The organism is Rhizobium sp. 01T444 (genome assembly GCF_056398305.1).
In genome coordinates this window covers 17,207-38,253 of record NZ_JBFTPD010000025.1, presented here as the reverse complement: position 1 = coordinate 38,253, position 21,047 = coordinate 17,207, and the positions used below count along the sequence as shown (strand labels likewise).

General features: G+C 58.6%; 25 protein-coding genes and 1 pseudogene. 6 read left to right on the top strand and 20 right to left on the bottom strand.

Annotation, left to right across the window (positions count from 1 at the left end):
* Positions 1 to 13: 13 nt before the first annotated feature.
* Entirely contained in the window at positions 14 to 712 is a 699-nt protein-coding gene (locus AC1DTN_RS27085) for an endonuclease/exonuclease/phosphatase family protein (protein ID WP_477923437.1), read from the bottom strand.
* A 117-nt stretch (positions 713 to 829) separates the two neighbouring features.
* Between AC1DTN_RS27085 and AC1DTN_RS27080 the strand changes: the two genes are divergently transcribed.
* Positions 830 to 1,798, top strand: coding sequence for a lysylphosphatidylglycerol synthase domain-containing protein (locus tag AC1DTN_RS27080; RefSeq protein WP_477923352.1), 969 nt, complete (start codon positions 830 to 832; stop codon positions 1,796 to 1,798).
* On the opposite strand, the gene AC1DTN_RS27075 is transcribed toward AC1DTN_RS27080, so the two are convergent.
* The 7 genes from AC1DTN_RS27075 to AC1DTN_RS27045 form a co-directional block, all read right to left on the bottom strand.
* The gene (locus AC1DTN_RS27075; RefSeq protein ID WP_477923350.1) at positions 1,790 to 3,229 is read right to left on the bottom strand and encodes a phospholipase D-like domain-containing protein; all 1,440 of its coding nucleotides are present in this window, start codon (positions 3,227 to 3,229) and stop codon (positions 1,790 to 1,792) included. The genes AC1DTN_RS27080 and AC1DTN_RS27075 overlap by 9 nt on opposite strands.
* 192 nt (positions 3,230 to 3,421) lie before the next feature.
* On the bottom strand, positions 3,422 to 3,802 hold the full coding sequence (locus tag AC1DTN_RS27070; protein ID WP_025670270.1) for a GFA family protein: 381 nt from the start codon (positions 3,800 to 3,802) through the stop codon (positions 3,422 to 3,424).
* A gap of 133 nt (positions 3,803 to 3,935) precedes the next feature.
* Positions 3,936 to 6,080 carry a catalase gene (gene katE / locus AC1DTN_RS27065; RefSeq protein WP_477923348.1) on the bottom strand — a complete coding sequence of 715 codons (2,145 nt, stop codon included), beginning with the start codon at positions 6,078 to 6,080 and terminating at the stop codon, positions 3,936 to 3,938.
* A 63-nt stretch (positions 6,081 to 6,143) separates the two neighbouring features.
* Positions 6,144 to 6,644, bottom strand: coding sequence for a YciE/YciF ferroxidase family protein (locus AC1DTN_RS27060; protein WP_477923346.1), 501 nt, complete (start codon positions 6,642 to 6,644; stop codon positions 6,144 to 6,146).
* Between the two features lie 251 nt (positions 6,645 to 6,895).
* On the bottom strand, positions 6,896 to 7,231 hold the full coding sequence (locus AC1DTN_RS27055; RefSeq protein ID WP_025669694.1) for a hypothetical protein: 336 nt from the start codon (positions 7,229 to 7,231) through the stop codon (positions 6,896 to 6,898).
* Positions 7,232 to 7,376: 145 nt separating this feature from the next.
* Entirely contained in the window at positions 7,377 to 7,664 is a 288-nt protein-coding gene (locus AC1DTN_RS27050) for a hypothetical protein (RefSeq protein ID WP_477923344.1), read from the bottom strand.
* Between the two features lie 46 nt (positions 7,665 to 7,710).
* On the bottom strand, positions 7,711 to 8,124 hold the full coding sequence (locus AC1DTN_RS27045) for a CBS domain-containing protein (protein WP_025669693.1): 414 nt from the start codon (positions 8,122 to 8,124) through the stop codon (positions 7,711 to 7,713).
* Between the two features lie 435 nt (positions 8,125 to 8,559).
* Between AC1DTN_RS27045 and AC1DTN_RS27040 the strand changes: the two are divergent.
* The 3 genes and pseudogenes from AC1DTN_RS27040 (at position 8,560) to AC1DTN_RS27030 (ending at position 10,744) form a co-directional block, all read left to right on the top strand.
* A pseudogene (locus tag AC1DTN_RS27040) lies at positions 8,560 to 9,113 on the top strand (cysteine hydrolase family protein).
* A 158-nt stretch (positions 9,114 to 9,271) separates the two neighbouring features.
* Positions 9,272 to 9,517, top strand: a complete 246-nt coding sequence (locus AC1DTN_RS27035; RefSeq protein WP_025669691.1) for a hypothetical protein — start codon at positions 9,272 to 9,274, stop codon at positions 9,515 to 9,517.
* A gap of 699 nt (positions 9,518 to 10,216) precedes the next feature.
* On the top strand, positions 10,217 to 10,744 hold the full coding sequence (locus tag AC1DTN_RS27030) for a response regulator (protein ID WP_113185907.1): 528 nt from the start codon (positions 10,217 to 10,219) through the stop codon (positions 10,742 to 10,744).
* Between the two features lie 329 nt (positions 10,745 to 11,073).
* On the opposite strand, the gene AC1DTN_RS27025 is transcribed toward AC1DTN_RS27030, so the two are convergent.
* Positions 11,074 to 11,583, bottom strand: a complete 510-nt coding sequence (locus AC1DTN_RS27025; protein ID WP_025669688.1) for a sigma-70 family RNA polymerase sigma factor — start codon at positions 11,581 to 11,583, stop codon at positions 11,074 to 11,076.
* 78 nt (positions 11,584 to 11,661) lie between these two features.
* Complete coding sequence (locus AC1DTN_RS27020) at positions 11,662 to 12,045, bottom strand: transcriptional regulator (protein ID WP_025669687.1); 384 nt, start codon at positions 12,043 to 12,045, stop codon at positions 11,662 to 11,664.
* Positions 12,046 to 12,288: 243 nt separating this feature from the next.
* Between AC1DTN_RS27020 and AC1DTN_RS27015 the strand changes: the two genes are divergently transcribed.
* Positions 12,289 to 12,702 (top strand): HD domain-containing protein, encoded by a 414-nt coding sequence (locus AC1DTN_RS27015; RefSeq protein WP_477923341.1) that lies wholly within the window; start codon positions 12,289 to 12,291, stop codon positions 12,700 to 12,702.
* Between the two features lie 238 nt (positions 12,703 to 12,940).
* Positions 12,941 to 13,282 (top strand): response regulator, encoded by a 342-nt coding sequence (locus AC1DTN_RS27010; protein WP_049818531.1) that lies wholly within the window; start codon positions 12,941 to 12,943, stop codon positions 13,280 to 13,282.
* Positions 13,283 to 13,600: 318 nt separating this feature from the next.
* Here the strand turns inward: AC1DTN_RS27010 and AC1DTN_RS27005 are convergent, their stop codons facing one another.
* The 10 genes from AC1DTN_RS27005 to AC1DTN_RS26960 form a co-directional block, all read right to left on the bottom strand.
* Positions 13,601 to 14,203, bottom strand: a complete 603-nt coding sequence (locus tag AC1DTN_RS27005) for a general stress protein (RefSeq protein WP_113325526.1) — start codon at positions 14,201 to 14,203, stop codon at positions 13,601 to 13,603.
* Positions 14,204 to 14,239: 36 nt separating this feature from the next.
* A complete protein-coding gene (locus tag AC1DTN_RS27000) occupies positions 14,240 to 14,551 on the bottom strand; it encodes a PepSY domain-containing protein (protein WP_113325527.1) in 312 nt (103 codons plus the stop codon).
* A 433-nt stretch (positions 14,552 to 14,984) separates the two neighbouring features.
* Entirely contained in the window at positions 14,985 to 15,326 is a 342-nt protein-coding gene (locus tag AC1DTN_RS26995) for a hypothetical protein (protein WP_477923340.1), read from the bottom strand.
* Positions 15,327 to 15,349: 23 nt separating this feature from the next.
* Positions 15,350 to 15,637 carry a hypothetical protein gene (locus AC1DTN_RS26990; RefSeq protein WP_477923338.1) on the bottom strand — a complete coding sequence of 96 codons (288 nt, stop codon included), beginning with the start codon at positions 15,635 to 15,637 and terminating at the stop codon, positions 15,350 to 15,352.
* A 72-nt stretch (positions 15,638 to 15,709) separates the two neighbouring features.
* Positions 15,710 to 16,603 carry a carbon-nitrogen hydrolase family protein gene (locus tag AC1DTN_RS26985; protein WP_477923336.1) on the bottom strand — a complete coding sequence of 298 codons (894 nt, stop codon included), beginning with the start codon at positions 16,601 to 16,603 and terminating at the stop codon, positions 15,710 to 15,712.
* On the bottom strand, positions 16,600 to 17,253 hold the full coding sequence (locus AC1DTN_RS26980) for an RraA family protein (RefSeq protein WP_477923334.1): 654 nt from the start codon (positions 17,251 to 17,253) through the stop codon (positions 16,600 to 16,602). Before AC1DTN_RS26980 ends, AC1DTN_RS26985 begins: the two co-directional genes overlap by 4 nt.
* 24 nt (positions 17,254 to 17,277) lie before the next feature.
* Positions 17,278 to 18,141: a TauD/TfdA dioxygenase family protein gene (locus AC1DTN_RS26975; RefSeq protein ID WP_477923332.1), complete on the bottom strand. Its 864-nt coding sequence runs from the start codon at positions 18,139 to 18,141 to the stop codon at positions 17,278 to 17,280.
* 112 nt (positions 18,142 to 18,253) lie between these two features.
* The gene (locus AC1DTN_RS26970; protein WP_477923330.1) at positions 18,254 to 19,342 is read right to left on the bottom strand and encodes an ABC transporter ATP-binding protein; all 1,089 of its coding nucleotides are present in this window, start codon (positions 19,340 to 19,342) and stop codon (positions 18,254 to 18,256) included.
* Positions 19,339 to 20,142, bottom strand: a complete 804-nt coding sequence (locus AC1DTN_RS26965) for an ABC transporter permease (RefSeq protein ID WP_113325534.1) — start codon at positions 20,140 to 20,142, stop codon at positions 19,339 to 19,341. The genes AC1DTN_RS26970 and AC1DTN_RS26965 overlap by 4 nt, the downstream gene beginning before the upstream one ends.
* Positions 20,139 to 21,038, bottom strand: coding sequence for an ABC transporter permease (locus AC1DTN_RS26960; RefSeq protein ID WP_113325535.1), 900 nt, complete (start codon positions 21,036 to 21,038; stop codon positions 20,139 to 20,141). The genes AC1DTN_RS26965 and AC1DTN_RS26960 overlap by 4 nt, the downstream gene beginning before the upstream one ends.
* Positions 21,039 to 21,047: the final 9 nt, after the last annotated feature.

Sequence of the window (21,047 nt, the reverse complement as noted above, 5' to 3'; positions counted from 1 at the left end):
TCACCGACACCCATTATCGCGAAAGAGCAAGTATCGAAACCAGCGGAAGATGATCCGAAGCCATCCTTGCGAGCGGGTCATTCGGGACATAGGCGTCGACAACACCTATTGCCTCCGTCACGAAGATATGGTCGAGCCGCATAACAGGGAACCGGGACGGGAAGGTGGGACGGAAACCGGTCCGATTTTCCTGTTGCACGTCGCGAAGCCGGCGGGCCGCAGCCCTGTAGGCGGCTGATGCGGGGATCGCATTGAAATCGCCGCAGAGGATGACGGGACCGTCATGATCTCCAATCCATCCGGCACCGAGCAATGTGTTCATTTGCTGTATGCGTTCGCGCCCGCGCAAACCGAGATGGGTGTTGATAACAAGCAGCTTTTGATCGCTGACGAATATTTCGAGCGCGATCGCCCCGCGTGGCTCACCCATCGAGGGCAGGAGACCGGCTTTTCTTGCGCCGGTCGGAAGTGCCGTGATGATTGCATCTCCGTAGAGTTCCTCCGCCACGGTTAGTGCCGGGTGAAAATGGGCCTGCATCTTCAAGAGCGAGGCAATTGCCCTCGCCTGATCCAGCCCCCCTGTGCGCGACCGGCCGACATCGACCTCCTGGAGTGCAACAATGTCGGGCTTGGCCTGTGCGATGACTTGAGCAATGCGCCCAGGATCAAGTTTCCGGTCGGTGCCGACGCAGCTGTGGACGTTATAGGTCATGAGCGTGATGTTTTCTGCCAAGGGCGTCCTCAAACCTCTGATCCCCTGCGAGGAACACAACAGCGCCTCGTTCGTTCCAACTTCACGACGCCATTCCGCGCGTCCGGGAAAGCATGCATGACTCTTAAATCGCTGATCTGGAAAGGCCTGTTCGTTGCCGCAATCGGCCTCGCCGCCTTTCTTCTCTACCGGATTTTCCGCCAATATAGCGCAAGCGAGATCTTGGATTCCTTTGCGAGCATCCCCGTTCAAAGCTTGCTGCTTGCTACGCTCGCAGCAGCCGGCTCCTATATCTGCCTGACAGGTTTCGATTTTCTGGCGGTCCGGTCGCTTGGCAAACAACTCGCCTATCGGCAGGTCGCGCTCGCGTCCTTCGTCAGTCTTTCGCTCGGTCACAATATCGGTTTTGCCGGCTTGAGCAGCGGCGCCTTCCGCTATCGTTTCTATTCCCGCTGGGGCTTATCGACCGAGGACGTGGCGAAGATCGTTCTCTTCTGCGGCATCACTGTCGGCCTTGGACTTGTCACGCTCGGCGCCCTTGCCCTGATTGTCAACGCTTCAGACGCAGCGCCTCTGTTGCGGCTGTCTGAAGGCAGCGCCCGGCTATCAGGTGCTGCCCTGTTGTTGGCGCCCCTCACTTATGTGGCGGCATCCGGTCTGGTGCGGGCCCGCCTCCATCTCTGGCGTTGGTCGGTTGAATTGCCTCCGCTCCCGATCGCTATCTGCCAAGTCGCGATTGGGACGGTGAATTTCCTGTTCGTATCGGCATGCCTGCATGCACTTTTGAGCGCCTTCGCCGAGGTCGCATTTCTCCGTTCGGTGACGGCATTCGTACTGGCGAATTCGGCGATCCTTGCGACCCACATCCCAGGCGGTCTCGGCGTCCTGGAGACAACGGTCAGGCACGTCGTTCCGGATGCTGCCACGATCGGCGCACTGATTGCGTTCCGGGCGATCTATTTCGTGCTGCCGCTCATGCTGGGGACGGGCTTGCTGCTGATCTCGGAATTCGCGCCGCGCAAAGGCCAATCGCGCAAGGATGGAAAGACCGTGATGCGACCGCCCTCCGAGGCCCGATCAGGATAAGGCGGGCGCCTGCGGGTCGAAGAGCAAGGTTCCAATCACCGGCTCCAGGCGGCCGGGACCAATATCCGTGTCGAGCGCTCGCAGGCACCGAGGACCGCCGTTCAAAGCCTCGATCGTATTAATCATCGAGCCAAGCTGGCGCATTTGATCGGCGACCGTGGCTGCCGACGTTCCGAGATGTTCGGCAAGCAGACGGTTACGCAGATCGGCGATTGCCTCGAGATGGTCGGGCGTTGTGGCGTCAAGGCGCATATCGCATTCGGTATCGAGCCACTCCGACCGGTGATTTAGGTTGGACGAGCCGATCCGCACGATAGCATCATCGGCGATCAGCAGTTTCGAATGAACCAGGACCTCTGCCTCGCCCTCCACACCGGGCACCGATGGATAGAAGACCCGCAGCCGATCGTGGCGATCAGCCTGTTTGAGGCAGCGGATGACCCGACGGCGGTTGCGACCCATGACCAACTGCTCGATGAATCCGTGCGAGCTGCGGGTACAGATGATGACGATCTCCGGGCCGTCCAATTCGCTAAGGCGCGCGGCGAGCGCCTTGGCAATCGTCTGGGACGCCAGATATTGCGTTTCGATATAAAGGCTGTGCCTTGCGTCTTTGATGATCTCGAGCGTCATTCGTATGCCGTCTCGTGTGCCACCGCCAATCCCCATTCCCCGTTCGGTCAGCGCAAAGCGGGCAGGAATGTTATTGATCGATACCGAGCGGCTCGATAGTTGGCGGCCTTGCGATGCAACATAAGGAAGCGTTTCCTCCTGACCACTCGAATGTGTCCATCGGCGACGCGCGATGCGACCGATCTGCCAGGCGGCCTCCCCCGTGACCATGGCCTGGACGTCATGCAATGGATCGTGTGGTTTTCCGTCCGGGTCCTGCCGACGTGGATCGCAGGGAGCATGCCGTCGGTCGTCGAACCGTCGCGAGGTCAGGTCAATACCACCAATGAAGGCGACATCGTCGTCGACGCAGACAAGTTTTTGATGATGAGAGGCGTACCAGTGCTTGTGGGAGGCGAAGCGCAACTTGATGCGCGGATGGGCCGGGAAGTCAGTGCGATAAAAGGATCGGAGCGACTTTTGCGAATAGATCGGCCCCATTGACCACACAAGGATCCTGACATCAAGCGTGGGGTTGGCTTCAACCGCGCTCCTCAGCAAATTGCCGAGGGTTTCAGTCGATCTGCCGGGTTCCAGCATTATGTCCGGATTGAAATCCCACCCAATGATGAAGATGGAACCACACGCCTGGCGCAACGTCTCGGCAAGGCGTTCAAAGTAGAGCTTGCCGTTGACAAGAAATTCTACCGAATGCGCCGTTCCACCGAAGGGGTAGTCAGTGGACGGGCCGCCCGCCAAAATCTTTGGCGGCATAGTTCCAACGTAGGTTTTGGCGGAAGTCGGGAGGGTACTGTCCATACGGCTCATCAGGGTCGTGGGTCGCTACAACTGCTCAAACGCAGTGCTCCTCATATGAGTTCCGAAACGTTGTTTGGTCGCGACAGGCAGGCTCGCCGGGCCTTTATCGCATCGCCGGCCACGGTGCAAAATTCACGAATCGACCTTAGACAACAGCCTTATCTTGCCGCCTGACGCTGGGCGATTTCGAGCTCAGCTGTTCTTTGGCGGGTCCTCAGCATATTGCCCGGTTCCGCTAAAAGCGTGCAGCCAGGGCTCGCGACGCTTCGTCCAGACCTCCATCTGCGGGAAAATCCTGCTCGGCGCCTCGTCCAGGGAGCCCAGCCGGATTTCGACATCCTGCTCGTTCAAGCAAAACAGCCTGCAACCGCAATGAGGGCAGAAGCTTCGCCCCGCATATGCCTTGAGATCGCCGGTCACCGAAAAAGCGTCACGCGACCAGTGGGCAAAATAGACGAACGATGAACCACTTTCCTTACGGCAATCCGCGCAGTGGCACAGTCCGGTGCGATAGGGCTCCCCTTCAACCTGGAACCGCACCGCGCCGCATAAACAACCGCCCTGTCGAACCATGTATCTTCCTTTTCGAAACTGCTGCTGTTGCATGGTCTTAGCCGGCACGAGGAGGCAAAGGGCGCAACAACGTGCCGAATAGGTTCCTCGTTCCGGCTCGCAGCCATATGCAACTCGGTCATATGGCCACAACTCAAGGATCAACCACCGGCTCGGATGCCTTTCCAAGCTTTACAGAAGGTTCCCGCGCCCACACACGCATTTTTCCAAGCGCTCCGATAAAAGCGGTGAGCTCGCCTTCGTGTGGCACGACGATCGTTCCTTCATCGAGCGCATCAGAAACCCCTGCTCGGTCGAGCAGGGGCAGGGCCGCTTCAACATAGCCGATGAACTTGCAGTGCTGGAACGCGTCGGCGACGAAGTCACGAGCGGTTGCTTCTCTGACAAGGTCATCCATCGCCTCCCGCGAGGGAAGGAGCGCGACCGCATCAAAAAGCACGGAGGGACCCCCGTCGATCATGTGGTGTGCTTCCACAAGACTGCCATCGGATGCGACTACGCCGCCGACCTTGGGAGCTATCAGTTCCACCACGGCTTTCTCGTCGGCAATCGCTTTGCTCAGGGCTTTGAGCAATTTGGCGTCTACGCCGTCAGTAACGAGGATGCCAAGCTTGCGCCCCTCGAAGCGTCCAGGACCGCGTTTCACGATGCTGAGCGCCGGTGAGGGCTCGAGGTCCTGACGGGTCGGAATGGCAGCGTCCGCCGGCTTCGGCAGCGATTGCAGTCCGAGTTTTTCTGCAACGGTCGCCGCCAGCGTTTCGTCGATATTGAGCAGATGGGCGACCATCCGCTCACGGATGACGGGGTTTTCGACCTTGCTGAGTTCAAAGGTGAGGGCGGCGGCGATATGGCGCTGCTCGGGCGGCGTCTGGCTGATAAAGAACTGGCGCGCCTGGCTGTAATGGTCGGCAAAGCTTTCGGGACGCAGGCGCACCTTCTGGCCCGCTTCCTCGGCTTCGAAGGTGCGGAAACCCCTGGCGGGCGATTCCCGCGGGCCTTGGCCCGAGGAATTCGGCTCGTAATTTGTCCGGCCGACGGGATTGCGCATCGCCATGTGCCCGTCCTGCTGGAAATGGTTGAAGGGACACTTGGGTGCATTGATCGGCAGATGCGTGAAGTTCGGCCCGCCGAGGCGCTTCAGTTGCGTATCGAGATAGGAGAAATTGCGCCCCTGCAGCAGCGGATCGTTGCTGAAATCGATGCCGGGCGGCACGTTCTGGGTCATGAAGGCGACCTGCTCGGTTTCGGCGAAAAAGTTGTCCGGCATCCGGTCTAGCACCAGCCGGCCGATCGGCTGGACGGGCAGGATYTCCTCGGGAATGATCTTGGTGGGGTCGAGYACGTCGAAATCGAACTCGTCCGCGAATTTCTGATCGAAGAGCTGCACGCAGAGTTCCCATTCCGGGAAGTTGCCGGATTGAATGGAYTGCCACAGGTCGCGCCGATGGAAATCGGGATCGGCACCATTGATCTTGACGGCTTCGTTCCAGACSACCGATTGCAGGCCGAGCTTGGGCTTCCAATGGAATTTGACGAAGGTGGATTCGTCCTTCTCGTTGACGAAGCGGAAGGTATGCACGCCGAAGCCTTCCATGAAGCGGAACGATCGCGGGATCGCGCGGTCGGACATGACCCACATGATCATGTGCATGCTTTCCGGGGTCAGCGAGATGAAGTCCCAGAAATTATCGTGGGCCGATTGCGCCTGGGGAAAGGCGCGGTCCGGCTCGGGTTTGACGGAATGRATGATATCCGGAAACTTGATGGCATCCTGGATGAAGAAGACCGGAATATTGTTTCCGACCAGATCCCAGTTTCCTTCCTGGGTATAGATCTTCACGGCAAAACCGCGCACGTCGCGMGCGAGATCGAAGGATCCCTTGCTGCCGGCGACGGTGGAAAAGCGCACGAAGGCCGGCGTCYTCTCGCCGGGGCGCTGGAAGAGATCGGCCCTCGTGTATTTCGACAGGGATTCATAGGTCTCGAAGAAACCGTGCGCSCCGTAACCGCGGGCATGGACCACACGCTCGGGAATGCGCTCATGGTCGAAGTGGAATATCTTTTCGCGAAAATGGAAATCCTCCATCAGGGCCGGTCCGCGCGGGCCGACCTTCAGCGTGTTCTGATCGTCCGCCACGGGGGCGCCCTGTGACGTCGTCAAGACCTCGGCGCCATCCTCGGCGATCTGGTGGAGCTCGCCGCCGGCGCCGCGATGCAGTTTCTGATCGTGGATCGTGACCGTGTCCGATCGGTCGACTTTCGATGACCTCTTAGCCATTTGACATCCTCGTGATACGAAAAAAGCCGCCCATTTCGGGCGGCCTTGCTGACGTGATCGTGGTCAGGCGACCTTTTGGCCTTTAGGGTTGGCCTGTGCTTGCGCGAGCTGCGTCAGCTTCCTGTCGGTTGCTTCTTCTTCAGCAAGACTTGCTTTCAGGAGTGGCACGGCATCCTTAAGGCCGAGCTGGTTCGCCCAGGCAATCAGCGTGCCGTAGCGCGCGATTTCGTAGTGTTCGACGGCTTGGGCCGACGAAATCAGGCCGGCATCGAGGGCGGACGCACCCTTGAATTCCTCCATGATTTCCTCGCCTTCGGCGATGATGCCCTGGATCGCCTCACAGGTCTTGCCACGCGCAGGTTTGCCGACAAGTTCGAAAACCTGCTCAAGGCGCTCGATTTGAGCCTGCGTCTCGTCGCGGTGTTGAAGGAACCCCGCCTTGCCTTCTTCGGACTGGGCTGCACGGGCCATCTTCGGCAGCGCCTTCAAGATCTGCTTTTCAGCAAAATATATGTCCTTGAGAGTGTCAAGAAAGAGGTCGTCCAAGGTCTTTGTCGATGCCATAATAGTTCCTCCTACGGGATCGATTGATGATGTTCGCCGGCGCCTGCGGCCAGCGAAGACCAACCCTAATGCAGGCAGAGGCAGTATGTTCCTGTACGGATGCGGACCGAAACGACTGCCTTGACCGCGCTCGTTCGCGGCTAGGAGAAACCCAGCCGGTCACTGGCGCCTGCTGCAATTGGCATTAAAACTGGTTGCCCGCTCTCCATCACAAATTGCTGGTTGGCTTCGGCATAGCAGCAGATGTCCTTCTAGATTTCGGGACAACCCCTGACATTGGCGAAGCTGATGCGGTCGGGCCTTCCGCTGCGCGTGAAGCCTTGGACGGTGATCCTTCGCGAGGTTTCGCGAATGATCTGTGGACGCCGAAGACCAGCATCGCGTGCGTTATCCAATGCATCACGCGGATCGCAGCGCCGGCGCGGACCGGGATCGTAATCCGGATCGACATATCGATCACGATCACGGTTTTGCACGTCGACGCCGCCGGGGCCGATATGAAATTCCACTTGCGCCTGAGCCACGGAGGGCGCGGAGACGCCACTCAGGAGCAATGGTATAAGTGCAACTTTGATAAGGGTGTTCATGCTCTACCTCCTTTGCGCTGCAACTCAAACTTCAGATCGCTGAATTGGTTCCTTGCGCTAACGGCGGTCGCATCGGGCAAACAATCGTGGCCACCACTCGTGAGAACATTGCGGGCATTCTTTCGGTTGGCGCCAGCGGACTGCATCATTGTCCTGGGTATTGCTGGGCGTCGGCCTCCGGTAAAAAGAGATAGAAAGGAATTCGAGTGACCTGCGACAGGGTGGGGGAAACCGGATGGCCCATAGCAATGACGGCAGGTGTCGAGATACCGGATGCGCGGAACCTGCTGAACAGCGCCGGTTTCCTTTTTGCCGCACCGTTGCCAACGATGGTTGGCTCACCAGTCGATCGGGCCGCGACGAGGAAAGGAAAGGCGACGTCTGCGACACGACCGGATCCATACTCCTGGGGGTTGTTCGAACGACGCTGCATTGCGCGACGCATTCCGCGAGAAAGGTTTTCTGGCGAGCGCGCGACCCTATCGGGTCTCGTCGTCGGAAATTTCCTCCAGCGTAACGCCCGCGAGTTCCTCATTTAAGCGCGCGATATCCCCGAGTGACAGGATGCCCGTAATAGATCCAGCATCGTCGAACACGAGAAGTCGCCGCATCTGAAGTTCCGACATTCGATGGGCCGCCTCGCGCAGTTCGGTGGTTTCCAAGCAGCTCTCAATCCCGCTCGTCATGATGTCGGAGATAGGTCTCGCGATATCAATGCCTTCCGCAACGGCACGCACGACGATGTCTCTGTCGGTCACAATACCCAATACTTGCCCGTCGATGACCGGAATAACGCCGGAATCGATCTCCGACATCAGCCGCGCAACGTCCCGAATGCTGGCGTCGGGGGTTACGGTAACCACCTGCTTCGTCATTACGTCTTTAACTTGCATGTTTGTGCCTCCCATGGGTTTGCGTTCTCAAAACTTGAAGGCGCTCTTGAGGTTCCCATCGTAATGGACGGATCGTCATCTTTGGAAGCTTTCCGCGGCGGGGGCTCAAGGTGCAGACGACCCACGGCCAAACATGCGAGCAGACAAATCAGCTTGGCGAGCGGAGCAGCGAGCCGAGAAGGGCACCTTTGCAGTTGAGAAAGGGTGCGTGCCGGGGACGGACGCTGTTCGTCGATCCAGCCCCGCGATACCCGCAAGTTTGCCGCACGAAGGAAAGAAGCGAGGTTTGTAAATTCCGATGAGTACGTTGACGGTGGGGCAGGGTTCTTCCATCGAACCCGGTCTTGGAACCTCTACGACCGAGCGAAGTTAGAAAGGATTTCGGCAGAGGACGGCAGGCACTTGAGCGGACATTGGATTCATTTGTGCATAGACATGCAACGGATGTTTGCGGAGGACACGCCGTGGCGCGTTGCATGGATGTCGAAAGTATCCCCAGCCATCGTGGAGATCGCCGGCCGCTATCCGGATCAAACGATCTTCACCCGGTTCATTCCACCGTTACGCGCAGAACAGATGCGGGCGCCTGGCAGGCATATTATCGCAAATGGCAGGACATGACGCTCGACCGTCTCGACCGTGATCTCATCGATCTCGTTTCCGAGCTCCGCCGTTTCGTGCCACCGGCCCGTATTTTTGATAAAATGACTTACTCTCCCTGGATGAGTGGTCAGCTTCACCGCGTGCTCCAGACCGAAGCCGTCGAGACGCTTGTCATCACCGGCGGCGAAACGGACGTATGCGTGCTCGCCGCTGTCTTAGGTGGGATCGATCTCGGATATCGTATACGTGTGCTCACAGATGCAATTTGCAGCGGCGCCGACGACACCCACGATGCGACGCTCAAGCTGCTTGGCGACCGATTTTCGGTGCAGCTCGACCTTCTTGAGACGGAGACCTTCCTCAAGAAAGCCGCCAGCGCGAGATGATTTCCGCAGGATCATGTTGTCAGCCAATCTTGCCTGAAGGAAATGACCTCGACGTCCCTTGCCGAGGACGCCATTCAGGGTCGAGGGCTTCTTGTTCCTAAAACAGGGAACAATACCCGGAAGTCGAAGTTCCTGATTGATCAGAGACGGAGACACGTATGCTGTACACCGACCTTGTGGCGCAATCGGTTGAAGAGCTTGCATCCCATATTACCGCTATGAGCATTGAAGAGGTCTTTGCGACGATGCGACAACTTGAAGTCCTCAGTGAGAACGTTGAGGGAGAAGAGCGCGAAGAGGTTCTCTCTCGAATCGCATTGGTCGAAGAAGAGATTGAGCGCCGGTTTCCGGGGCAGTTGCTGGCACCGTATCGCGACTGGAAGAAAAGCCAGCCACTACTTTAGACGCTAATGTTTTGCAGACCATGGCCAATTCGTCTGCTAGCGTACGGCCGTGTATCGTTGGAGCTATTGGTGCGTTTCCTCCCTACAATCAACGGGAGACCAGTAGATGGCCGACGACAATGCCACGCCCCGACGGCGCCTGTCCACATCGCTTACTCAGAGGAGAGAGGCGTTCGAACAAACAAATCGCGCTGCTCGCGACGCGCTTGAAGATGAACGAAGGCGCCGTGACGAGAAGAGTGCCAGGCTAAAGGCAGCGAGACAGCAGGCAGAGCAGCAGCGCTAGACTTTGGCGAATAGCCTCAATCCGGTAGAGCTTCCACTCCACCGGCGTCGCTCTCAAGGCCTACAAATTCGATGTATCAATCTTGCGAATTTCACAATTGCCAGAAGATGAGGCACCAGCCGCTGCACAACCCATAGCGCCGACCAGGTTATTGCGCGTAGCAGCTCGGTCCTTGACCAGCGCAAATGTCGGTTGGGACCTCCCCGGCAACGGGCTTTCGCTCCCGCCATTGCAGTCAAAGGGAGAGAACTCAACGGGAATGACGAACCCGAAAGATGGTGCATCAAGCACCTTCTTGGCGGCGGTTTGTCCGCCAGCGTACGGACGGCGGCTTAAGCGGGCGAACTTGCTCACCAACAGGAACTCTCGACGGGGTTTAGCGTTTCGTAGCCGCTAAAGACGGGACGGAATTCATGAACAACAATCGCAATGAATGGATCGCAGCACGGGCCTACTCGCTTTGGGAGCAGGCAGGAAGACCGTTCGGCCAGGACGAGATCCACTGGCAACAAGCGGTACTCGAGCGCGAGCTTCTGGAGGAAACTCAGGCTTCCGCCGACGGCAGGGAAGTGATGGAAAGACCAAGGGCAAGCGTAATCGAGCCTCGAAGTGTCCTCATTGTCGAGGACGAATTCCAGCTCCGTTATAACATTGTCGATTTTCTGGATCAGGCTGGGTTCAAGACACTTGAGGCCGCCAACGCCGACGAGGCGCTCGTTCTGTTGAAGAACAATGTCATCGACACCCTCTATACTGATATCGATATGCCCGGCAGCATGGATGGCCTTGGCCTCGTCGCCAAGGTGCGTTCTCACTGGCCCTCAACGCGGGTGATCGTGACGTCCGGCCTTGTCAAGCTTTCTCACAAGGATATGGAAGCGGGCGTGACCTTTGTCGCCAAACCAACCGCCGGCTTAGAGTTGCTCAAGCTTCTGGCATAGTCCGCGAGGCCATATTTCCATCGGCCCCTCGGCTTACTCGGCAAGGACCTACTGTCGATTTCGGCTTTGGTTTCTTTGCGGCGAGGGGACGATCGCCGCGCCCACCCCCCGATGGGGTATCGGTCGCATGGTGGGTGCGCTCGATCACCACGGGTCGATGCTACACGTCAAAGCAATGTAGCAGGGATCAGCATTCAGCTATAGTTCATCGAGAGGTCGTCGCCGAGCATCGGGTGCCGTGCCCAATTATTAGAACCATGACAAGGTCGAAGGGTCCTCCGGAAAAATGAAGGCATTACCATTGCGATGCGAGGACGCCGCTGCCTGTCCTACCGCGCCGCTTCTTCGCCAAGCCGGTCGCTCAGTTTTAGCCGCGCACGGTTTATCCGGCTCTTGATCGTGCCGGTCGCGCAATGGAAATGGGAGGCCGCGTCTTCGTACGAATGTCCTTCAATCAGCACATATTCGAAGACGGAACGATAAGGTTCGGCGAGTGCTGCGCAGGCCGCTTCAAGTTCCCGCCCCCGCATGTGCCACTCCTGATCGGCCGGCACCGAGCCATCCAAGGCCGCAGTTTCCTCACTGCCAACAAACTCACGTTTTCCTACACGATACTGGGTGCAGAAAGTGTTTCGCATGATCGTAAAAACCCATGATTTAAGCCTGGTGCCTTGCTGGAAGCGATCGATATGACTCAGTGCCCGGAGAAGGGTTTCCTGTACTAAATCATCGGCGTCGCCAGGATTCCTTTGGAAGGCTCGCGCAAAACTGCGCAACGCCGGAATTAACGCAACCAGTTCTTGTTCTAGCTGGGCACAATTACTCTCTGCTGTTTTCATTCATCCGTTCCTCCATCTAAAGCGGATAAAGAAACTTGACCTTTCTTCGTTCCTTATCCGTACGCTAACGTACGGGCCTTATTGGATTCTCGGGGAAGGATCGAAGAGCGCGCTCGCGATCTCCTCGAGTGCGTTCGGCTTGCCAGCGAGATAATACCCCCCATAGTGCTCCGGAACGCCACTACCAAGATAGGCAGTGGCGAAGACAAATGGGATTCCGGTGTCTTGGAGACGTTCCGCAATTGGGAAAACCGTTTGACCCTCAAGCCGGATGTCTAGGATTGCGCCTTCGACCACATATTCTTCGATTAGGGCCAAACCCATCTCGACGGAAGGAGCAGGACCGATAACAGTTGCGCCGGCCCTTTCGAGGGCCATTCTGGTTTCATCGGGCACGAAATATTCATGCTCGACGATGAGGATACGCTTTCCCCTCAAGAGGTGAAGACTTCCACTTCCCATCAGATGCCATTACCCGGTTGACGACGAATTATCTCATATTCAAAGGATTCCATGCCGGCGATCTGGCAACATGCAAACATCGATTCTGATCGCTGCGCCTGAATTTAAACGTCTAAGCGTCAGTGGCAAAAGAAGTTCCCGCGAATTGCCCCGTTCTGTAATCAGCCCGCGAAGCTCATGCTTCGCTCGCCGTTGAACTCTATGGCAACATCCGCGTTAGCTTGCGAAGGCGGAGGAATTCTCATGCAGGACTATCACCATCTGGAGCATGCAAGGCAAGTTGCCATGGTCGCTCACGAGGGGCAGCAAGACAAAGCTGGCAATCCCTATTTTCATCACTGCCAGCGTGTTGCCGATCGCCTGGTGAGCGAGGATGAGAAGATCGTCGCTTATTTACATGACATTCCGGAAAAGGCACCGGCTTGGACAATTGATCGTCTGTCAGAAGAAGGCTTCGCTGCCAAAATCATCGCGGCCGTGGATGCTCTTACGCGCAAGGCAGACGAGGACGACGCCCACCTCGTCAGCAGAGCAGCGGCAAACCCGCTTGCGCGGTCCGTCAAACAGGCCGACTTGGAAGACAATCTCGCTCAGGCCGAGCAGGCGGGGCTTGATGCGGAGAAATACAAGCGCGCCTTGGCTCTCCTCGCGGGATGAAGGGCCAGCAGCATGTTCGCCTTGCGGGTCAATTCATTGCCCACGGCACCACCAACGTTTTTTTCGGCAGGCGACTCCTGAGCGGTCTTTCTGCGTATTGGGAACAAAGTCGGACAAAACAGGTTCTCATGACCGTTGCCTTTCATCCAACCCACATTCTGTTCCCTTCGAACGTCAGTAGATCACTATCCGCCTAAGGATGAGGCTGACAGCGTAGTTAAACCATGACGAGGAGATCATGCGCATTCTTATCGCAGAAGACGAGCCTATCATTGCCCTTGAATTACAGAGGATCGTCCAGGAGGAGGGTCATCAGGCCGTTGGGCCCGCCTCAACACTGGAGCAGGCGCTCGCCTACGCGCCTCGCGTTGATGCGGCACTTGTCGATCTTGGCCTTTCCGACGGTTCGAGCGGAGCGGCCCTCGCGCGGAGGCTCATTGATCGCTTCCAGATCAAGGTGATCTTCGTTACCGGTCGCCCGGACGCTGTCGGCGCGGGTCTAGAGGGTTCGGTCGATATCATCGGAAAACCGTTTTCCGACGACAGCGTTCGTCGCAGTCTCGCAAAGGCGTTATCCTGACTGCGCTCTACGCGATGTCGTCGGTTCGACCCGCGAGGGCGCCGCAGGGCGGAACACAATTAACGTTCGCAATTTATTCAGGCTGTGCGTAGCTTTTTCGCAAGAATGCGCCTCTACGCAGCGAGGTGCGCCCCGCGCAATCGAGCCCGCTTGCGGATAGGGTATCTGCTTCGATCCGAAAACAACTGGCAGATCGAACCTGCTCCTGATCGTCGGATACAGCAATCAATAAACCTCGCCGAAGGCGCGGCGTTACGGATCCACGGAGAGCGTACGGGAAAATTGGCGGCGAGAGCCGCCAAAATCCTCGGAATACAATTAGAGACGACGATCGCGCTGGCGCTCGGTCTCGATCTGTTCAGGCGTATAGGGCTGGGCCGCCTCATCGAACCGACTCCAGCCCTGCTCCTGATAGCTGGCCCGACGCGATGCGTAGTCAACCGGACGCGACCTGCCAAGAATGGCTTGCGCCTCGGCTACCCTGCTGTCCTCTACCTTCGCGGTTACGACCGAGCCGCCCCGGCGGATTCCTTCGGCGTAGAAATTTGCTTCGTCTTCGGGAACACCCTCATTGATCATTGCCCCGACAATGCCGCCGACGGCCCCGCCCGCAATTGCGCCAGCCGCCATGCCGGCGGCAGTTGCAGCTAGCCACCCAGCCGCAACAACAGGTCCGACGCCGGGAATGGCCATCAGGCCGAGCCCGGTCAATAGTCCGCCGGCTCCGCCCGCCACCGCGCCGACACCGGCGCCGGTTCCTGCACCTTCGGCGGCATGGCTTCCCTGTCCCTCGATATCCACGCCGTGGGCGTTATTCGTTACAATGCTTATGTCGTCAGACGAAATTCCGGCATCTTCCAATGCCTTCACGGCTGCGCGGGCGTCGTCATAGCGATCATACAGTCCTGTAATCGTTCGCATGTGGGTCTCCTTAATGTCTTGTAATTTGGATCTTTGTTACTTGGCCCGCGTCACGTTGCCCTGAAAGTCCAGGGAAACGGCCGCGTCCTTGCCATCCTTTTTTGCGGCGGCGCGCCAAACACCCTGATCGTCCAGCTTAAGCCCCGTGACATCGGTGTACCCGGCGTCCTCAATGCGGGACTTTGCCTGATCCTCCGTGAAACTGTTCTTGCCGGCCACGGGGGCGCCCGGGTTGTGTTCCGTATTGACGGCAGGTGTGGTCTGCGTCGTCGACGGCGTCTCGCTCTGGGCAAAGACAGCCGTTGCCGAAAGCAAAAGACCCAGGGAAAGTGCGGCGGTCTTGTTCATAGTCATCTCCTTTTGTTGCCCGTCTAAAACATCGAAAAATACAAATTGTTCCGACGCTTAGTGATAAGGGTGCAATCGGCTGCGGCGATCGCGAAAAGGCCTATCGATCACATGTGCGACTGTCGCTCGGGTGGAATTCGTCTCTGGGATACGATCGGATTCTATTCCATGAACCTTGTTCGCCGACGCCGCAGGACGATCCCTCCATTGGGGGGCCCTGCGCGTCTCTTTCAAAGGCTGCTGACGGATGAGAAGGTTCGCACGCGCGATTAAGCGATTAAGCGCTCGAGAGTCGTCAACAGGGTCAGATGAGCGCACAACAGGGCTCTCTCTTTCTTTGTCGCGGTGAGTTCCGGATGCCTGATGATTGCCCAGTGGGCCTCGTGTGACACACGGTAGCGCTTCGGCTGCCTGGGACGTCGCCAAAATCGGCCTAGGATTCGGACTTGATGGCACTGCTTGCCGCCGGCTTGATCCTGACCCGCTGATCGCCGCTGTCGGGATCATAAACCGCGAGGTCGACGAGCAGGTCACCGGACCTTGAAACGACGTCGAGAAGGGCAACGGCGAGTCTGGCGGCGCAGACCGTGTTGGTCGAAAGGTCGAGTGTCTCGTCGCTTGTGAGGGCTAGGCGGACACTGACTTTGCCGTCCGCGGACAAGGCGAAGGGCTGGAAACTCTCGAATTCGAGACAGGCGTCCGCCTCTCCATCCGCAGGCGGCTTTCTGGATTCAAAAAGATGCTCGAAAGTCCGTGTCTTTTGTGGTCGATCCATAGTACCCCCTCGACGGCGTCTCGTCAGTGCCAAGATGATCGGTTTGGCCGGCGCTGTGTGACATGCCTCAATACGCCGATGAGGCGAGCGCAAGAGGTGACCACCTCGAAGGCGACGTCTGGATCGCCTTCGCCGATATCGGGTGCCAGCCGTCGCATGGTCAGGGACACGTCCTCAACCAGCAGCGCAAGTTCCCCGCAATCGTCCTCGCCCAAATCCTTCAGCAACGCGAGCAGCGTGTCAGCGAAGGAGACCAGTATCGCTACCGTTTGCATCGACGTGAATTGAGCTTTTGTGGGATCGATCCGCATGAGGTTCCTCTTTGCCCGTGACTTGTCGCAAGGATCGGCAAGGTCAAGGGAGAGAAGCCAAGGCGCGGCACATTAGCCTCGATGTTCACGGGCGAGGGCAGGCTTGCCAACCGTGCCTGCCTTGGCAATCGCAACCGGCATGCCGCTGATATTGACGCGATGATCGTCCATCGGAATCCACGACCGCACCTGCTTCAGCCGCTCCAGGTCGAGCCGCGCGCTGAACACGCCTGCCTCATCGCCGGCCCGGGTCAGAATCTGCCCCCAGGGGTCGCAAATCATCGAGTTTCCGAACATGTGGCGTTCCTCGCCGTCGGGCGCTGTATAGGAACCGCATTGTCCGCAGGCGACCAGGAAAGCCTGGAACTCGATCGCGCGCGCCCGGCACAGCACCTCCCAGTGATAGCGACCGGTTTGCCTTGTAAATGCAGCCGGGAGGATGAAGACGTCAGCATGATGGCTGGCCAATCGGTCGAACAGCCGGGAGAAGCGAAGATCGTAGCAAATGCAGCAGGCGATCCTGAACCCATTGAGCTCATAAATCAGCAAGTGGTTTCCGGGCGCGACAGTGTCCGATTCCGCGTAGCGCTTGCCGTCCGGGGCCAGGATGTCGAAGAGATGCACTTTCCTGTAGGTACCGACCTGCCTTCCGGAAGCGTCGAATATGACGCTCGTGTTGAAGATCCGATCGTGACCGGGAACACTCTCAAGGATGCTGCCGGCATGGATCGCAACACCGTGCGCGGCGGCAAAGTGCTGCACCATGTTGTAGGCCCTGCCGCCGGGAACAAGATCCGCGGCCGCCGACTTCTCGACCGTCGTTCCTCCCGTCCAATCGAAATGTTCCGGCAAGACGATGAGATCGGGGCGCTCATCGCGCACCGCCTTCAACATCAGGCGGCTTGCCTCGGAGAGATTATAGGCCCGATCAGGCCGGGCATTCATCTGGATGAGAGAGATCTTCATGCGAGGTCCTGTTGATCGAATGAGAAAATGGAGCTGCCGGAAGCAAGATGGCGGCGCAGCACGGCCGAGCGTTGCTGGCGGGCGATCGCAACATGAGCAAGTGCGCGCATGCGCTCGGCATCGGCGACGAAGACACCCTCGCTGTCTGCAAGAACGGCATAGCCTGGAAGCACAGCGGCCGAGCCGCAGGCGATCGGAACATTGATCGACCCGCCGATCGCAAAGATCCGGTTTGTGGTGCGCGACGAGACACCGCGACACCACACGGGGAGGCCGATGTCCCTGATCTCCTCGACGTCGGTGCAGGGGCCGTCGATCACGATGCCGCTCGCCCCCTTGGCCTTGGCAGCGGTCGCAACACCGCCGCCGACACAGGCAACATCGTCGCCATCGACGCGGGAAATGACCAGCATGTCGCCCGCCTTCAGCATGTCGATCGCCTTGTAGATGATGACGCCGTCGCGGCCTGGCGCCGCGACGGTCAAGGCGGGGCCAAAAGCCCGGCATGGAAAGACGGGACGGACATTGGCGCCAACAAAGCCCAGATGCTCGACATGTCCGATCGTTGCGGTCTCGACGACCGGAAGCATGTCGAGGAGATCCGGGGGTAGGCAAAGCTGGCGTTCATTGGCCCGATAGAAGGGTGTCATGTCACGGTCTTTCCTAAAGGGAGATCAGATCGGGCGCTCGCCCGATGTCGTCGTACGATGCATGATGCGGATCGACGCCGGGTCGAAGGAGTCACGCCGGTGCATGGTGCATCGGTTGTCCCACATCATGATGTCGCCCTCGTCCCATCGCTGGACGAAAACCTCCTGTTGGTTGGTCGTATGATCCCAGAGTTCGGCAAGCAGCGCGTTGCTTTCGTCGATCGGCATGCCGACGATCCAGGCACCGTCAGCCGTGCCGCCGAGATAGAGCGCCTTTCGGCCCGTTTCCCCATGCGTGCGCACCAGCGGATGGACCATGCCGTTCCACTCGCGAAAATCCTGACTGGCGGGTGCCACTTCGCCGAGACGGAGTTTGCCGGTCTTGTCATAGACGTGCTGGAAGAAGATCTGACGCCCGGCGACAAGCTTCCTCAGGACCTGCGGCAGCGTCTCGTAGGCCATGTAGGTGGACAGGAAATATGTATCGCCGCCTGCGGGCGGTACCTTGACCGCCCGCAGGATCGCGCCGGCGGGCGGCTTTTCATAGAACCAGGTATCGGTATGCCAGGTCGCCTCGCTGTTGCCCATGGCGCCCGTCGGCTTCCCATCCTTCGTCGCATTGCTGATGACGAGGATCTCAGGATGGGTGGGATGACCGCCTTCCTGCAACTGTTTCGGATGGATCACGAACTCGCCGAAATGACGCGAGAATGCCACCTGATCGGCATCGCTGATCCGGGTCCGCTTGAAGCGTAGCACGCCATACTGGAGCCAGTATTGGCGCAGATCCTCAATATCGCGCGCATCATAATTGTTGAAATCGAACCCCTCGATGTCGGCGCAGACATTGCTCTCCTGCTGCACCGCCTTCAGTCTTTCCTTCAGCATTTCAATCTCCTTCTATGGTCTTCACTGAGACCGGAGCCATCCTAGATTGGCGTAGAACCGCGGTTCCAATATCAATCGCCGTGCATTGATAATGGGGCGCGATCGGTTACTCCTAACGGGAAAGGGGACGTACATCGGCCGGATCGACCGACATCGTGACGGCCTGGCCAGGCTGATAGGAGCGGGCCGCCATCGCACTGCCTGGATGGTGCAGAACCAGCCGGTGTCCGCCCTCCACCACAACCTCCAGCTCGGCATGGTCTCCAAGATCGATCACTCTGTGGATCGTCGCTTCGAGCCAGTTCGTGCCATCGGTCAGTGCTGCCGGGGCCACGAGCGTCAGGCTTTGCGGCCTGATCGAGCAGAAGCTGATCACGCCGCCATCGGCCGCACCGGATGGCGCCCTCAAAACGATCGGGCTGCCTTCGATCGACAGCTTCACGCCCGCGGCCGAGGAAGAATATGCGCTGACCGGCAGGATGTTCGACCGACCTAGGAAATCGGCAACGAAACGCGAGGTGGGATTGCGATAAATGTCGCCGGGTGTGCCCTGCTGGGCGATTGCGCCGGCGTCCATCACGATAATTCGATCGGACATCGCCATGGCCTCTTCCTGGTCGTGCGTCACGTGGATGAAGGTCATGCCGAGCGTTTTATGGATCTCCTTTAACTCGACCCGCATCGCCTCGCGCAGCTTGAGATCCAGATTGGAGAGAGGCTCATCGAGGAGCAGGACGGACGGCTTGGGGGCAATCGCCCTGGCAAGCGCGACACGCTGCTGCTGGCCGCCGGAGAGTTCCGCCGGATAACGTGCGCCGAAGCCATCGAGATGGACGCTGCGTAGCGCGCTTTTTACGGCCGCGCATATTTCGATACGTGGCGCGCCTCGCATGCGCAGCCCGAAGCCGACATTTTCGGCAACCGTCATGTGCGGGAAAAGCGCATAGTTTTGAAACACCAGGCCGAGATTGCGTCTTTCGGGCGGAACTTTCACCTGACTGTGTCCGCTGATACGGATGTCGCCCTGGCTCGGCGCGCTGAAACCGGCAATCATGTTCAGCGTCGTTGTCTTGCCGCAGCCAGAGGGACCGAGAATGCTCACGAACTCGCCCGCCGGAACTTGTAGATTTATGTCCCTGACCACGCTGAGGCCTGCGAAGGATTTGCTGACCGACAGGAGTTCGATATCGAATTCGCTCATTTGCTTCCTCCATGAAGCTGTGCGGAAAAGCCGCCGACTTTCTCGAAGATCAGGATCACCGCCAGGATGAAGGCCATCGATGCGACATTGACCGCCGCCATGATCGGATCGAGGCTGTATTCGAGGTGATTGATGACGGCTATCGGCAGGGTCGTGTCCCCTGGTCGGACCAGAAAGACCGACAGCGGAATGTTGTTGAATGAGATGATGAAGGCGAATGTCACGCCGGACAGAACGCCCGGTTTGATCAGCGGCAGGACCACATAGAACATCCGCTGGTGCTTGCTGGCGCCGAGGATCTGCGCTGCCCGATCGAGGTTTTCGTCGAAATTCGCAAGTGCGCCTGCAGCCATCCGTATGACGAACGGCAGTGCAAGCACGACATGTGCGGCAATCAGCGCCGGAGTACCGAGCATCTTCTGCAGACCGATGATCGACAGGAACAAGACGATCGCCACCCCCTTGACGATCTGCGGAACCGAAAGCGGCGACAAAAGTGCCGCCATGATCGCGCTTGAGCCGGGAATGCGCTCGTAGACGAGCGCAAAGGCGGCAAGCGTGCCGAGAACGCCGCTAATCGCCGCGACAATCGTCGCAATCTGGACGCTCAACAGGAAGGGCTGAACCCATCGTTCCTCGAAGAGACCGCCATACCAGACAGGTGTCCATTCCCATGGCCGGAAGGTCACCGTCGCACTTGGGCTGATCGACGCCGCGACGACGACCAGCAGCGGAAGTGTGATGAACGCCAAGACCAGAGCGAGCAGGGACCAGAAACCAACCGCGATCAATTTCGTCATTGCGTCTGTCCCTTCCGCGCTGATTTGCGTGCTTTGAGGCTTGCTTCCCAGCGGATCCCGATCAGTGAGACTGTCAGCATCATCGCCAGCAACGCGATCGACATGACGCTGGCGAAGGGCCAGTCGATATAGAACAGCACCTGTTCTGAGATCATCGTCGCGAGCACCTTGAAGCGCGCGCCGCCCAGAAGGGCAGGCGTCGCGTAGGCGCTGGCCGCCATCGTGAAGCTGATCAATAGCGAGCTGACAATGCCGGGCACCGACAGCGGCAGGACGATGTGACGGATGACGGACGCTCTGGAGGCACCAAGCATCTGCGCAGCCCGCTCGAGGTTGACGTCTATCCCCTGGATGCTCGTCATCAACGACAATATCCCAAAGGGCAGCACGACATGTGTCAGCCCGGCGACAACCGCAAACAGGCTCTTCGAGAGGGGAAGCGGCGTGGAAATGACACCGAGATGGATCAGCACATCATTGATGAAGCCACGATCCTCGAGGATGATCAGCCAGCCATAGGTGCGCAGCACCACGCCGGCGAGCTCGGGCGCGAGCGCCAGCGCGAAAACGACGGTTCGCCAGCGCGATCGCGAACGGGCGAGGAAATAGGCCACTGGATAGCCGAACAGTGTTACGGCCATGGCGACGAGGGCGGACATGATCGCCGTGCGAACGAAACCGGCCATGGACAAACCGTCCAGGAAGAAGCGTTCGTAATTTGCAAATGTCGGGACAAAGGTTCGGCTATCGAGGAAGCTCATGCCGATCATCACGCCCATTGGAAGCGCAAAGAAGATCGCAAGCAGGAGGCAGGACGGCGCCAGCAGCGTCGATGCCGGTATTCGCACAGTTAGGCGCCCGGAAACGGCCGGGACAGGGGCAGCAAGCGTTACCATGAAAACTCC

Excerpts from the sequence above, each read along its gene's own strand:
- AC1DTN_RS27060 (WP_477923346.1), bottom strand. The coding sequence starts at position 6,644 with ATGGCATCGACAAAGACCTTGGACGACCTCTTTCTTGACACTCTCAAG.
- AC1DTN_RS27015 (WP_477923341.1), top strand. The coding sequence starts at position 12,289 with ATGCAGGACTATCACCATCTGGAGCATGCAAGGCAAGTTGCCATGGTC.
- AC1DTN_RS27085 (WP_477923437.1), bottom strand. The coding sequence starts at position 712 with ATGACCTATAACGTCCACAGCTGCGTCGGCACCGACCGGAAACTTGAT.
- AC1DTN_RS27070 (WP_025670270.1), bottom strand. The coding sequence starts at position 3,802 with ATGGTTCGACAGGGCGGTTGTTTATGCGGCGCGGTGCGGTTCCAGGTT.
- AC1DTN_RS27020 (WP_025669687.1), bottom strand. The coding sequence starts at position 12,045 with ATGGGAAGTGGAAGTCTTCACCTCTTGAGGGGAAAGCGTATCCTCATC.
- AC1DTN_RS26985 (WP_477923336.1), bottom strand. The coding sequence starts at position 16,603 with ATGAAGATCTCTCTCATCCAGATGAATGCCCGGCCTGATCGGGCCTAT.
- AC1DTN_RS27075 (WP_477923350.1), bottom strand. The coding sequence starts at position 3,229 with ATGGACAGTACCCTCCCGACTTCCGCCAAAACCTACGTTGGAACTATG.
- AC1DTN_RS27000 (WP_113325527.1), bottom strand. The coding sequence starts at position 14,551 with ATGAACAAGACCGCCGCACTTTCCCTGGGTCTTTTGCTTTCGGCAACG.
- AC1DTN_RS27035 (WP_025669691.1), top strand. The coding sequence starts at position 9,272 with ATGCTGTACACCGACCTTGTGGCGCAATCGGTTGAAGAGCTTGCATCC.
- AC1DTN_RS27025 (WP_025669688.1), bottom strand. The coding sequence starts at position 11,583 with ATGAAAACAGCAGAGAGTAATTGTGCCCAGCTAGAACAAGAACTGGTT.
- AC1DTN_RS26980 (WP_477923334.1), bottom strand. The coding sequence starts at position 17,253 with ATGACACCCTTCTATCGGGCCAATGAACGCCAGCTTTGCCTACCCCCG.
- AC1DTN_RS27050 (WP_477923344.1), bottom strand. The coding sequence starts at position 7,664 with ATGCAGCGTCGTTCGAACAACCCCCAGGAGTATGGATCCGGTCGTGTC.
- AC1DTN_RS27005 (WP_113325526.1), bottom strand. The coding sequence starts at position 14,203 with ATGCGAACGATTACAGGACTGTATGATCGCTATGACGACGCCCGCGCA.
- AC1DTN_RS26965 (WP_113325534.1), bottom strand. The coding sequence starts at position 20,142 with ATGACGAAATTGATCGCGGTTGGTTTCTGGTCCCTGCTCGCTCTGGTC.
- AC1DTN_RS26995 (WP_477923340.1), bottom strand. The coding sequence starts at position 15,326 with ATGGATCGACCACAAAAGACACGGACTTTCGAGCATCTTTTTGAATCC.
- AC1DTN_RS26960 (WP_113325535.1), bottom strand. The coding sequence starts at position 21,038 with ATGGTAACGCTTGCTGCCCCTGTCCCGGCCGTTTCCGGGCGCCTAACT.
- AC1DTN_RS27045 (WP_025669693.1), bottom strand. The coding sequence starts at position 8,124 with ATGCAAGTTAAAGACGTAATGACGAAGCAGGTGGTTACCGTAACCCCC.
- AC1DTN_RS27010 (WP_049818531.1), top strand. The coding sequence starts at position 12,941 with ATGCGCATTCTTATCGCAGAAGACGAGCCTATCATTGCCCTTGAATTA.
- AC1DTN_RS26990 (WP_477923338.1), bottom strand. The coding sequence starts at position 15,637 with ATGCGGATCGATCCCACAAAAGCTCAATTCACGTCGATGCAAACGGTA.
- AC1DTN_RS27080 (WP_477923352.1), top strand. The coding sequence starts at position 830 with ATGACTCTTAAATCGCTGATCTGGAAAGGCCTGTTCGTTGCCGCAATC.
- AC1DTN_RS26975 (WP_477923332.1), bottom strand. The coding sequence starts at position 18,141 with ATGCTGAAGGAAAGACTGAAGGCGGTGCAGCAGGAGAGCAATGTCTGC.
- AC1DTN_RS27055 (WP_025669694.1), bottom strand. The coding sequence starts at position 7,231 with ATGAACACCCTTATCAAAGTTGCACTTATACCATTGCTCCTGAGTGGC.
- AC1DTN_RS26970 (WP_477923330.1), bottom strand. The coding sequence starts at position 19,342 with ATGAGCGAATTCGATATCGAACTCCTGTCGGTCAGCAAATCCTTCGCA.
- AC1DTN_RS27030 (WP_113185907.1), top strand. The coding sequence starts at position 10,217 with ATGAACAACAATCGCAATGAATGGATCGCAGCACGGGCCTACTCGCTT.